General features: G+C 57.9%; 12 protein-coding genes. 4 read left to right on the top strand and 8 right to left on the bottom strand.

Annotation, left to right across the window (positions count from 1 at the left end; genetic code table 11):
- Window positions 1-113 precede the first annotated feature (113 nt).
- A complete protein-coding gene (locus CCGE525_RS34645) occupies window positions 114-830 on the top strand; it encodes a GntR family transcriptional regulator (protein WP_120708866.1) in 717 nt (238 codons plus the stop codon).
- 1,032 nt (window positions 831-1,862) lie between these two features.
- On the opposite strand, the gene CCGE525_RS34635 is transcribed toward CCGE525_RS34645, so the two are convergent.
- The 5 genes from CCGE525_RS34635 to CCGE525_RS34615 all read right to left on the bottom strand — a co-directional run bounded on the left by CCGE525_RS34635 (window position 1,863) and on the right by CCGE525_RS34615 (window position 7,467).
- Complete coding sequence (locus CCGE525_RS34635; protein WP_120708865.1) at window positions 1,863-3,029, bottom strand: ABC transporter ATP-binding protein; 1,167 nt, start codon at window positions 3,027-3,029, stop codon at window positions 1,863-1,865.
- A gap of 76 nt (window positions 3,030-3,105) precedes the next feature.
- A complete protein-coding gene (locus CCGE525_RS34630; RefSeq protein ID WP_120708864.1) occupies window positions 3,106-4,131 on the bottom strand; it encodes a Gfo/Idh/MocA family protein in 1,026 nt (341 codons plus the stop codon).
- A 32-nt stretch (window positions 4,132-4,163) separates the two neighbouring features.
- Window positions 4,164-4,994 (bottom strand): carbohydrate ABC transporter permease, encoded by an 831-nt coding sequence (locus CCGE525_RS34625; protein WP_120708863.1) that lies wholly within the window; start codon window positions 4,992-4,994, stop codon window positions 4,164-4,166.
- Between the two features lies 1 nt (window position 4,995).
- Complete coding sequence (locus CCGE525_RS34620; protein ID WP_120708862.1) at window positions 4,996-5,925, bottom strand: carbohydrate ABC transporter permease; 930 nt, start codon at window positions 5,923-5,925, stop codon at window positions 4,996-4,998.
- A gap of 75 nt (window positions 5,926-6,000) precedes the next feature.
- Window positions 6,001-7,467: an ABC transporter substrate-binding protein gene (locus tag CCGE525_RS34615; protein WP_120708861.1), complete on the bottom strand. Its 1,467-nt coding sequence runs from the start codon at window positions 7,465-7,467 to the stop codon at window positions 6,001-6,003.
- Between the two features lie 278 nt (window positions 7,468-7,745).
- Here CCGE525_RS34615 and CCGE525_RS34610 point away from each other — a divergent pair, with 278 nt between their 5' ends.
- Complete coding sequence (locus CCGE525_RS34610) at window positions 7,746-9,002, top strand: ROK family transcriptional regulator (protein WP_120708860.1); 1,257 nt, start codon at window positions 7,746-7,748, stop codon at window positions 9,000-9,002.
- A gap of 176 nt (window positions 9,003-9,178) precedes the next feature.
- Window positions 9,179-9,487 carry a hypothetical protein gene (locus tag CCGE525_RS38605; RefSeq protein WP_162950416.1) on the top strand — a complete coding sequence of 103 codons (309 nt, stop codon included), beginning with the start codon at window positions 9,179-9,181 and terminating at the stop codon, window positions 9,485-9,487.
- A 137-nt stretch (window positions 9,488-9,624) separates the two neighbouring features.
- Here CCGE525_RS38605 and CCGE525_RS34605 read toward each other — a convergent pair whose 3' ends face one another.
- The 3 genes from CCGE525_RS34605 to CCGE525_RS34595 all read right to left on the bottom strand — a co-directional run bounded on the left by CCGE525_RS34605 (window position 9,625) and on the right by CCGE525_RS34595 (window position 10,917).
- Window positions 9,625-9,942, bottom strand: a complete 318-nt coding sequence (locus CCGE525_RS34605) for a DUF982 domain-containing protein (RefSeq protein ID WP_120708859.1) — start codon at window positions 9,940-9,942, stop codon at window positions 9,625-9,627.
- Between the two features lie 115 nt (window positions 9,943-10,057).
- Complete coding sequence (locus CCGE525_RS34600; RefSeq protein WP_120708858.1) at window positions 10,058-10,267, bottom strand: hypothetical protein; 210 nt, start codon at window positions 10,265-10,267, stop codon at window positions 10,058-10,060.
- Between the two features lie 194 nt (window positions 10,268-10,461).
- A complete protein-coding gene (locus CCGE525_RS34595) occupies window positions 10,462-10,917 on the bottom strand; it encodes a phasin (RefSeq protein WP_120708857.1) in 456 nt (151 codons plus the stop codon).
- Between the two features lie 484 nt (window positions 10,918-11,401).
- On the opposite strand from CCGE525_RS34595, the gene CCGE525_RS34590 reads away from it, so the two are divergent.
- Window positions 11,402-12,157, top strand: coding sequence for an aquaporin (locus CCGE525_RS34590; RefSeq protein WP_120709171.1), 756 nt, complete (start codon window positions 11,402-11,404; stop codon window positions 12,155-12,157).
- The last annotated feature ends 253 nt before the right edge of the window (window positions 12,158-12,410 follow it).

The following is a 12,410-nucleotide window of genomic DNA, read 5'->3' as shown; positions in this document are numbered from 1 at the left end:
TCATAAATCATCGCCCACACGAAATCCCTATGCATCGCAATGAGTTGGGTTGACGTTTGAATTCGCCAAACGCCATACGGTTCTCAAATTGCACCGACAGAGGAAATTGAAAAATGTGGCTCTGTGAGAAAGCGCTCCAATGTCGTGGAATAGCCGTTCCAACTTCCACAGGCGAACCGCTGCCTGCAAAGGCTGACGCTGCCTACAATGCTGTTCTTGAATTGCTTTACAGCTACGCCCGCGTGCCTGCGCAACATCTCAGTGACCAGGATCTTGCCACCACTCTTGGCCTTGGTCGGACACCGATACGCGAAGCGCTCATCCGACTTGCCGCGGAGGGAAAGATTCTCTCCGTTCCTCAAAGAGGCTATTTCACTAGGCCGCTCGTGGAAGGGGCACTGTTGGACTTATATGTTATCGCGCGTCAAACCCTCACCTACGCACTCTGGCGTATGCGGTCGCATGTCCCGGACGATGGCGGCGTACGCGATAAGCCGCCGCGCGACCAGCTCGCAATACATGCGGAAACCATCTTTGCCAACATCGCCCAGTTGTCGGAAAATTGCGAGATTTGCAGAATTATCGACAAATTCTGTTTTTGCTCTCGTCCTATCCGGATGGAAATAATAACGTCGGAGCTTGCCCCTTCCTATGAAAAAAGCCTAGCAAGGCTCATTGACGTGATGCCGCAGTTGAGCAAGGCGACGGGGGCGGTGGAGGCCGCATTAATGAGCCACCTTGATGTCGAACAAAGCGCTCTCCCGCGCGTCGTACAAGAGGTAAACAATCAGCGATCGACAAGTTTTCTTCGGCTGGTGAGAAGTTTGTAAAAACGCAATTTTGATCATTGTCGAGCAGCTCAGCCATTCAGTTTTTTTGCGCAGCCGAACAAGCGGCTTTCCGTGTCCGGTAGTTTGTGATCAGGCAGGCCTCCCCGAGCTCAAAACGGAGACATGGTGGCCCGCGGAGCAGTGTACCCAACCTGACCGCCTGTTGTCGCCCAATCGTAGCCGACGCGTTCGGCTCCCTGAGCTGCAGGTTCCTTTGAGGATCTGTTAGGTGTCAGAAGCGTTTAAGCTTTTCTCTCTGGTAACGGCACTATCAGGCGATCCGACCTAAAGAGGTTCGCCTTCTTGAGCGCATCCTCTACAGAGGTCGCACCAAGGCGGGCAACTGCACGGTCCAGACATAGACAGATTTCGGCTTCACGCTTGCCTTCAAGCAAGGCAATCTCGGAGACATTCCTGCCGACCGATATCCACCAAAGGCACGATCTTTCAAAGGGCGAGAGTTTCCGCTTCATGAACACTCGGTAAAAATTCGGTCTATGACCTCGTGATCGATTCTCGGCTTGAACTGCGCAATCAAATTCGACGTCCGACGGATTTTCGTTCCTCGCCGAACAGCCGGCGCACAACACAGCGAAGACAGCGATCGTCGTTTCGCGCCTGCAGAGCTCTCAGATCGCCTTCAACGCTCCGCAACGTTGTTGACCATCCCCGATGGCATCCGCAAGTTTCGCCATCATACACCGGCCAGGCAACCGCAGCAGACTGTCAAGACTTGCCACGTTTGGATGGCGGACATCCGATGAATTGTCTGCAGGACCAAGGCGGAACTCCGCAACGATTTCGCCCAAATGCCGGATCTGAGCCGCCGCGTCGTCCGTTTTCCGTATTTCACGCGCCACTCCTAGCCTTTGGATGTTACAAATCTCTCGATCATGGTTCGAATGTGCCGACTCTCGCCGTTCGAAAAGAGGCTGTCGCCGAGCTTTGCTCGACGACAGCCAAGGCGCCTTGGGAGGCAATCGTACTACGCGGGGCCCATTCGAGCGGATCGTTTGCATGCAAGCACCTGGATCAGTCGCGTATCGAAACCCCTGTATGCGGATCGAACCAGTGCAGCTTGTCCAGATCGACCGTCAGCGGCAGCCGCTGCTTCGGCGCGGGGGTCGCCATCGGGGGGATGCGCGCAACCAGCCGGTTCGTAACCTTGCGGCTGAAATCGTCGGGGTCATCCGCATCGCTGACATTGACCGGCGGAGAGGCGATGTCGAAGAACACGAAGGTGTCGGCGCCGAGCGCCTCGGCAACCGGGACCGGCTCATTAAACAGCGCGTCCTGCTCTGGACACACCCGAAACATTTCCGGGCGTATTCCGGCGATGATCTGGCGCCCGGCATAGGCAGACAACGCAGCGCTCGCGGGAACCGGAAAGGTGATGCCGGTGCCTACGATCGTGGCACGCAGGCTTTGGCCATCCGCCTGTAGTTCAGCCCGCACGAAATTCATCGCCGGCGAACCGATAAAGCCGGCAACGAATAGATTCACCGGCCGATCGTAGAGCCGCTGCGGCGTGTCGATCTGCTGCAGGTTGCTTTCGCCGGCATCGGCGACCGGCTTTAGCACCGCAACCCGGTCGCCCATCGTCATCGCCTCGACCTGATCATGGGTGACATAGAGCGTGGTGACGCCGATCCGCTGGTTCAACAGCTTGAGCTCGGCGCGCATCTGAACACGCAGCTTGGCATCGAGATTGGAAAGCGGCTCGTCCATCAGGAACGCCATTGGATGGCGGACGATTGCGCGCCCCATCGCGACACGTTGGCGCTGCCCGCCAGACAGCGCGCCCGGCTTGCGATGCAGGTACTTCGTGAGATCGAGCATCTCTGCTGCGTCGCGCACGAGCTTCTCGATCTTGTCCTTGGGCATCTTGCGCTGCTGCAGGCCGAAGGCCATGTTTTCATAGACCGTCATATGCGGATAAAGCGCGTAGTTCTGGAACACCATCGCAATGTCGCGGTCCTGCGGCTCGGTGTTGGTGACATCCAGATCGTCCATGAGCAACCGGCCGCTGTTGAGCAGTTCGAGCCCGGCCGCCATCCGCAGAAGGGTGGATTTGCCGCAGCCGGACGGTCCGACCAGCACGACGAACTCGCCGTCGGCGACCGTAAAGCTCACATTGGCGACGGCGACGGTCCCGTCCGGATAGGTCTTTCCAATCCCGTCAAAGGTCATGGATGCCATATAATTCTTCTCCCAGTATTTAGAGGCGAGGCAGCCTATCCATCCGGATGAATGCCTCGCGGGATTGGTGACGGCATCAGCCGATGGTCTGAGGTTTGCCGCTGGCAACGGACTCCTCGATCGCCGCCAGAACCTTGGTATTGGCAAGACCGTCGTTTGCATCGGCAAGCAGGGGCACGTCGCGCACCACGCTGTCGACGAAGCGGGCAATGGATTCCTGCACGAAGCCGCCGATGCGGGTGGCGCCTGTCGGCGTCATGCCGATGTAGTCGTTGAACCGCATGCCTCCATCGACGATACGGCGAAGGCCGCCGCTATGGGTGGGATCCGCCTGGATCTGACCCTTCTCGCCGACGAATTCGATTTTGAAATCGACGAGCGACGGGTTGTCGCGTGACAGGATCCAGCTGTTTTCCATGGTCACGACAGTGCCCTTGGAAAATTCGAGGATCGAGGCGTGGAAATCCTTGGTGTCGACGCCGCCGGCGGCAAGCGTGCCGGACCGGGCAACGGCATAGACGCGGGTCACCTCGTCTTCGAGAATGAAACGGAGGACGTCGACGAGATGGCTGCCCAGGAACCAGAGCGCCGACGACTTCGCAGCCCAGCTCAGCATTTCGAAGGGAACAAAGGTCGTGTTCGAGAGCCGCGCCGTGCCGTGTTTGGCCAAGCCGATCTGGCCGTCCTGGATCATATCGCGGACCTGCGCCAGGATCGGGTTCACCCGGTTGTGAAAGTCGATCATCAGCTTGCCCTTCGACTTTGCGGCAGCCTCGGCGATCTCTTCGGCTTCCTTGACGGTCGTCGCCAGCGGCTTTTCGCTCAAGACATGCTTGTCGGCCTTGAGTGCCGCAAGGACGATCGGCGTATGGGTGAAGTCGGGGGTTGCCACCGACACGGCGTCGATGCGGTCGCTGGCGATCAGCTTATTGTAGTCGGTGAACGCTTCCGCCGCGCCGAAGCTTTCCTTCATCTTGAGCGCCCTGCCCTCGTCCAGATCGCAGACGCCGACAAGTTCGGTTTCTGGTAGGACGTTGAAGGTATGGGCGTGATTATTGCCCCAGAGGCCGGCGCCGATAACGCCGATACGAAGTTTGCTCATTCTTTTTTACTCCATTCAGACTTTAGAAAAGCTCAGCCTTTGACCGACCCGAAGGTCAGGCCCCGGACGACGTAGCGGTCAAAAACCAGGAAGATGATCATCGGCGGGATCATCGCGAGCACGGCGGCTGCGGCGATGTAGTTCCAGGTCACGCCGCTGGTCGCGAAATATCCAAGGGTCCCGATCGGGAGAGTGGCGGTGGAACGCGAACTCAGCACCAGCGGGAAGGCTGCGTTGTTCCAGGCAAAGACGAAGGCGAACATCGAGGTAACGATGATGCCGGGACGCACAATCGGCAGCGTGATGCGCCACATGATCGTGTACCAGCGGGCACCGTCGACGCGGCCGGCTTCTTCGAGTTCGGCCGGCACCTCGTCGATGAAGCTTTTCATCAGCCAGACGGAGAACGGGATCGTCAACGTCTGGAGAACCAGCACCATCGAGAAGTAGGAGCCCTGCAGGCCGATCCGCGTGATCAACACGAAATACGGAATCAGGAAGGCGATCGGCGGCGCCATCAGCAGGCCGAGATACCAGAGCATGATGTTCTTCTTGCCCCGCAGCTTGAAGCGGGAAAGCGCATAAGCGGCGGGAACCGAGAACGGCAGATTGAGCAGCACCGCGCCGATTGCGACGATCAGCGAGTTCACCAGTTGCGGTGCGTTGGTGCCGGGATCGACCAGGATATGCCGGAAGGCATCGAACGTCGGCTCGAACGTCAGCTGCGGCGGCATTGCAAACGCGGTTTCGGCCGGCCGGATGGCGAGCGCCAGGAACCAGAGTATCGGGCCGATGAAGACGGCCAGGAACAGCAGGCCGGCAGCATAGGTGAGCGCGGTATAGAAGGTCTTGCGGCTTTTCATATCACCACTCCTCATTTCGGAAGGCGAAGAAGACGTAGAGGGCGACGATGATGTTGACGATCAGCACCGCGATCCATGTCTGAGCGCTGACAAGGCCGACATTGAAGTTGACGAGGCCCTGCTCGTAGAGCGAATAGCCGAGCGTGCGCGTCGACGTCCCCGGCCCGCCACGGGTCAGCACCAGCACCGTGTCGAATGTGTTGAAGATCTGCATGAAGCGCAGCATGACGATGATGATCGCGGTGCGCCGGATGAGCGGCAGCTTGATGCGCGTCAGGATCGTCCAGGCCGACGCCCGATCGAGCCTGGCCGCTTCGATTATCTCGTCTGGGACCGAAAGCAGGCTGGCATAGAGAACGATCGCGAAGAACGGCGTCCACTGCCAGATATCGACGAAGAGGATCGCCGCAAGCGCTGTTGCGGGAGAGCCGAGAATGCCTTCCGCCGGGACCGGCAGCCAGAGCGACTGCAGCAACCAGGTGACAAGACCGCCGCCGGGATCGTAGAGATAGCGAAACAGAAATCCGACGACGATCGGCGCGATGGTAGTCGGCAGGATCAGAAGCGCACGCACGACATTCATGCCGGGCAGCGCTTTGAGCAGGACGAGCGCAATCGCCAGGCCAAGCGAGAATTCGATCGCGGTGCCCAGGATCGACAGGATCAGCGTATTCGTGAGCGCCGCGCGGAAGTCGAACGCATTGAGCGCCTGCACATAGTTGTCCAGCTCGACGAAGGCCAAAGGCTGCGGGCCAACCTGCAGGTTCCAGAAATAGAAGCTCGACTTCAGGGCAAAGAGCAGCGGATAGGCGATCAGCGCGAGCAGCATGATCACCGAAGGCGCGATCAGGAAGTATGGCAGGTTGCGCCGGACGAAGCCGCGCCGGACTGGCGCAAGCGCCTGCGGCGAGCGAAGGGTGGTAGCGTGCATTGTCGAAGTCCAGTTCTTCTTCACTCGTTTCAGCCGGCGCGAACCTTTGCACGCGCCGGCCCGAGGAGAATTCTATTACGCCTTGCCGAGCTTGCCGATCAGGGCCTTGGCGCCATCGAGCGTGTCGGCATAGCTTTCCTTCTGATACGGGATCATCAGATTGCCTTTGAGGATGCTTTCGAACAGGCTGTTCGTGCGCTCGAGCGCCGTCTTCGGATCTTCGTTGCCGGTCAGAAGCTGGTTGAGCGTGAGGCCGAGCACACTTTCGACGGCGGTGTAGCCGGGAACCGGCGGACGCGTGATCTTGCCGTTGCCCTGCTTCATCATGTCGTACTGGACATCGAGGTAGGGATAGATCTTCTTGACGTCGGCGTCCTCGTAGAGCGACTTGCGGGCAAAATCCGAGAACTGGAAATTGAGGTCCGGCCACTCGGCCATCTTCTTCTGCGTCGCCTTCGACGTCGCCCATTTGATGAAGGCATAGCCGTTGTCCTGCCGGTCGGAACTGGAGGGAACACCGAGGCTCCAGCCACCGAGGCTCACCGTCTGAGAGACTCCTTCGGCCTTCGGAAGTGCGGCGGTCGCGTATTTGTTGATGACATCGGATTTCTTGCCCGTCATGTAGCCGGAATTCTTCACCAGATAGAAATACGGCGTCCACCAGTAGAACATGCCGATATCGCCCTTGGCGAAGCGGGTGCCGGCATCGAACCAGACGTAGTTGATCGCTTCGGGCGGCGAGAGCTTATAGAGCTGCCGGTAGACATCGACCGACTTTGCCCAGGCCGGGCCGGTGAGCTGCGGCGAGAAATCCCAGGGCGCGCCGGGGAAGGACTTGAACCAGCTCGCGCCGTGGCTCGCCGAAAGCTGGGTAAACATGTGCGTAATCGGCGACGGCTGCGATCCGCAAATCACCGTCGGGAAGAGCGGCTTGCCGTCGAACGACTTGCCTTCGAGCGCCTTCAGCGTCTCGATATACTTCGTCCAGGTCCAGTCTTCGGCGGCCTTGGTCGGCGGTGCGGCGATGCCGAAGCTCTCGAAGATATCCTTGCGGTACATCACCCCTTGCGCGTAAGCCGCCACCGGCAGCGTTGCGATCTGCCCGCGCCACATGTTCGACGAATAGAGGACCTCCGGGATGAAGTCGGCGAGGTCGATGTCGCTGTCCTTGGCGATGTAGTCGTTGAGAGAAATGATCCAGCCGTTGTCGAGATACTGGCCAAGCCACATCTGGTCGACGGCAATCACGTCGGCATCCGAGGTCTTTGCGACGAAGGCGGAGACCAGGCGCGTCTGCAGCGCGTCGTAGGAAAGGCTTTCGAGTTCAACCTTGATGCCCGTTTCCTTCTCGAATTCCGGGATCATCGCTTTCATCGAGAAGAAGAACGGATCTTCGACCGACAGAACGCGCACGGTCTTGGCGTCTTGGGCAGACGCACGCCGCGGCGCGACAAGTGAGCCTGCACTTGATGCCAAGAGAGCCGCGACCGATGCTGACTTCAGCATGTTCCGGCGCGACATATTTCCGATATCGAATGTCATGTATGCCTCCTCAGTTGCTCGTAATCCAACCTCACTCGATGCCGGGAAGCCTGTTGGCGCCGAGCTCGATTTCGATTGTTGCCCCTCGATCTGCCGCTTTCAGCGGTTTGTTTGTACTTCGCACAAACTTATGTTACTGTCAAGAAGTCGTCACAGGGATTCCTCGAGCTAGCCTGGCCAGCCATCGATCTGGTTGTTCTGTGCGACGCAGGCAAGCGCCATCTGGCCGAGCAAGCTCTCAGGGGCTAGAAAGACGGCTGCCAAATCGGAGATAGAAATTGAAGTTCGGAAATCAGCCATCCTATTCGCTGGGGCAACGCAGTGCTTCCACCAAGGAAGCGCTGGCTGGCGAAGGTGGCAATGTAACGCTCGTTTCCCAGTCCACTCTCGGCGAGATCAATCGCGGCCGGGTGCTGCAGGCGTTGTACGACAATGGTCCCAAAAGCCGTGCGGAGCTCGCCCGTTTGGCCGGCGTCAACCGGACGACCATTACCGGCATCGTCCAGCCGATGATCGAAGAGGGCCTGCTTGTCGAAGGCGATGCGGTGCCCTCCGACTTCAAGGGCGGCAAGCCGGCACGTCCGATCTATTTCAATCCGGAAGCCCCGATGCTCGGCGCCGTGCTCCTCCTGCCAGGCCGGATCCAGACATGTCTCGTGACCCTCAGCGGCGAAATCAAAGCGCTGACAAAGGCGGAATTCGATCCGCATGGGGACAGGGATATGTTCCTGACCATCATAAAGGACACCTTATCCGTGACGCTCGCACAAGCCCATCAGGCGCCCTTCGGGATTGGCATAGCCTCGGGAGGCATGATCGACAGCGATAATGGCGTGATCCTTGCCGTCAATCTCGCGCCCGTTCTGACCGGCCTTCCTCTGGTCGACATCCTGCAGAAGCATTTTTCACTCCCTGTCGTCATCGATCACCATCCGCGCGCGCTGCTCGTTGGCGACCGGTGGTTCGGGCCGGGACGAGGCCAGCAGACATTCGCAGCCATTTATACCGGCGAAGTATTGGGCGGCGCGTTCTACATCGACGGACGCGTCTATCGGGGGCTTGCTGGCTCCGGAGGCGAACTTGGCCATACGGTGGTCCAGATCGATGGAGAACTCTGCAATTGCGGCAAGCACGGATGTTGGGAAACCGTCGCCGCTCTGCCCTGGTTGCGGCGCGAAGCGGCTCGACAAGGCATGGAAAATCCCGAGACTGTCACCTGCGCTCGCCTCGTTAAAGGGGCCGCCGAGGGGTCGGAGGCTGCGGACGGTCTGCTGGACCGCTATACACGAAACGTGGCGTTCGGGATTCTTAACTTGCAACAGACCCTGTCGCTCAATTCCTATGTCCTGCACGGCGATATCGCAGGCGGCGGCGTAGACGCAGCCGAGCGCGTCAGGCAGCATGTCGAGCGCCTGGTCAGGAAGCGGCCGAACCAGGAAATTTCCATCACGGTGAATGGTATTGGCGAAGGTCACACCGCATTGCGAGGGGCAGCTGGCTTGGTCTTGTCCAGCCACCTCAAGCTCGTCATCTAGCATGATACGATCGCTGGGGCCAGAGCGGCCGATCCTGACGGTTAAGCCATTGTCGTTTCAATTATCGGTGGGGCCAAAACAAGAGAGGGCGCTCGACCTTCTCAGGGAGCGCCCTCTCTTTCCAACCCGGACAGCCTCGAACGCCAAATGAACGATCATCGAGCAGGAAGCCATCGATGCGGGCGGTAATCGGCAAGTATGGTCTGGCGTATCGGTTTTCAAGTGGCGGCTGCTCGATCGAATTGCTATCGCGGGGGCGCTTAGTTCGATCCGGGGGGCATGGTATCATCCAGTCACGACGATCCATTGCGGAACGTGCAATTGCCCGCGCGCGTGCTCGTGGAACGCCGATCGACGACGACTCCGAATTCGTCGCGCTCGTTGAGTTGTGGATCGAAGGCGAGATCGACATGAAGGAGATGCGTCTGCGCTATGTGAAGCTGCTCGACCAGCGAGCTCATTCACACTTTGCTCGTTCGCAATAGGATCAACGCGACGTCATTCCTAAGGTCGACTAAACGGACAATGGATCAACCTTCGATCGGGTCCTCGACAAAAGGGGCGATCTGGATTGGCCTTGAAAGCGCAAGTCCCGCATCTAGTGAAGCGGGACCAATAAATGTCAGATCCGGATGAGAGCCAGCCGAGCGGTTCGCGCCGGGTGAGTGTTCTGCTTAACCTTCAACGGGGCCATGCCTGCCGTCATGCCGGCTTCGAGGCAAGCATCCATGAATGCCTCTCGCGCGATGACGGCGGCTACGGTGCCGTTGAGGGCACCGCGACAGGTTTTGACCGCGCGCTGATGGCGTTCGCCAAAGCGCAATGGCCATTCGTTTTCGAGAAAATCCAGGGCGTCGTAAACGCCTGCAAATGTCCGCTCGAGACCGCTCTGCAGTCGGATCGTGATCGGACGAGTCCATGAAACATCATTCACCGGCATCTGATTCCTCCTTTCCACGCCACCTGTGATCCTGCGAAAGATATTGGAATAACTTCCGAACGTTCAAGTATCGCCGCGATGCCGAGCCGCGTTGATTGAGCTGGCGGACCAACCCTCAAGCGAAGCGGACGGCAATGGCCGCCTGCCACAATTCGACGCGATTGTGAGATTTTGCTACCGCGACCGGTAGCATGGGCGCGCCGTCGTTAGCTGCTAATGTCGGCATGGTATAGGTTTCCGGCCAAATAGAGGTTGCCGGCCGCACGTCGTCCAGAAGATCGTTTGAAGAAAAAGGCGAGTAGGCCGCCGCTGCGACCGCGGTCAATTTCCTCGCCAAGGCAATAGAGCAATCATTCCCCATTGCCCTTCGACAAATTCGAATCATCCCCAAACTCCGTCAAAAGCAGCTTCGATCATATGCGTCTATCGGTGAAATCCTGCCATTCGTCTCGACGTTTCTGATTAGGCATTGGCATGCACCAACAACTCCTATCGGCGGTGTGTTAGTCTGGAGTTGATTTAGGTCGCCTTGAGGTCCGTCAAAGCTTTGTCAAAGGCACCCTTGATCGGCTTTGAGATCTCCGCCACCGCCTTGTTTGCCAATGCGCGGAGTTCCTTGGCCTGCTCGATGCTTGCGTCAACGCGCTTACGGAGGTAGGTCGACTGCAGTTCAAAGAATTGCGACGGCGAATTCGCGCCGAGCAACGCTTGCAAGTGCGAGAAGCCGGCTTCGGTATTGGCCTGCAGTGCAGCGACCGTCTTCAGCGTTAATTCGTAGCCAACCAGATTGGTAGTTTCGAAGATTGGGGTAAGCATTTTCTGCGTCTCTTCAGCGCTCGACGCAAACTTCAAAAAGGCTTCTGTCAACTGCTTGTTTCCCTTTTCTACGGACGCGCCGAACTGATCGACCACCTTGGGAGCCGACGACGCTGAGTTTTCGATGGTTTCAAAGGACCTTTCTGAAATCTTCGTCATTGCGATTTTCCTTCTCATTGACATTGGTTGTGACCTGTTGATGTCGGCAGGCGCAGCGACGATCTTTGAGAATTTTGACGCTTGCTGTTTGCCTTGTGGCGAGGATCAGCAAGCTTCATGCCAGCGGGGTGGGCGCTCTAAAAAAGTGCCTTTCGATTATCGTTCCGCGGCTTAAGGGGTACGCCTGGAGACTTTCGCGTCTGCCATGTCATTTATTGTCGAATTCGCGACACTTTCAAACATGGAATAGAGCGACCATCTGAATGATCGCCTTGCTCCGCAACGATTTTTTTCATTCGGCACGAAATATGCGTGGTTTATGACAAACCTGCGAGCGCAAAGGCTCTGATGTTGTTCCGCACCTATTACACAGACGATTGGTTTTGTAGGTCTCAAAAGGTTCTGGCCAACGCTGCTCGATGAAGCTGTCGAAAACGCAGTTGGCAGCGAAGTATCCGTGGGGATGAAATCAACGGAGTTAAAGATGAATAGATATTTTTGCGAATTCCTCGGAACTTTTGCGCTCATTTTCTTCGGCTGCGGCACACTTCTTTTTATGCGTCTGGAGGTCGGCATGCTCGGTGTCGCTCTTGCCTTCGGGTTGACCGTGGTGGCCATGGCTTACACGATTGGCCCAGTTTCAGGTGCTCATCTCAATCCGGCCGTCAGCCTGGGTTTTCTCGTTTCGCGGCGATTTGGACTATGGGATTTCGTGGCTTATGTCTTCGCGCAAAGCGCGGGGGCTATCGCGGCGGCAGGCACGCTCTACCTGATCGCTACGGACAAGCTCGGCGGTTACGATATCGCCACAGAAGGTTTCGCTCAGAACGGCTGGGGAGCCTACGGGATGAAATCTGCGTTCCTGTTTGAGTTCATCTCCTCGTTTCTGTTCGTGACTGTATTTCTCAAAAGCACGGCAGAGGATAGCGGAGGCACTCTCGCAGGATTTGCGATCGGTTTAACCTTAATTGCAATCCATCTGGCCGGCATTACGGTTTCGGGTGCTTCTGTAAACCCTGCAAGATCACTCGGGCCGGCACTCTTCGCGGGAGAGATCGCGCGCGCTCAGCTCTGGCTCTATATATTTGCGCCAATGCTCGGTGCAATTGCGGCGGGCCTTCTTCAGCTCAGTGGAATTCTCGCGTTCCGACCGACGAGCAACCCGTCGAAGCGTGAGGGCACCACCTTTGCAGACCGAAGTAGAGCTGACGCGCCTCGCCACTATCGACCTCGCCTCTGATCCGCCGTTCGACGATATTGTCCTCTTGATCGCTGCCAATCGCCACCAAACCCGCGCATGTGCGGCGATTCCGTTTCCCATTTGCAGAGCCATGTCTGCTTACTCCAACTGGTCAATTCATTAGAGATGGCTGATTAAAATCAGCATTCCTTCACGAGAGGAAAACGGTCGCTTACGACGGAGGTTCGGGAAGGCTCAACCCCGACGAAGAAAATCCTCCGGTCGGCAGTGCGGCCAATGGCCAAAAATGGAC

This window comes from Rhizobium jaguaris (assembly GCF_003627755.1).
Lineage (GTDB): Bacteria > Pseudomonadota > Alphaproteobacteria > Rhizobiales > Rhizobiaceae > Rhizobium > Rhizobium jaguaris.
This window is presented reverse-complemented; position numbering and strand designations above follow the sequence as displayed.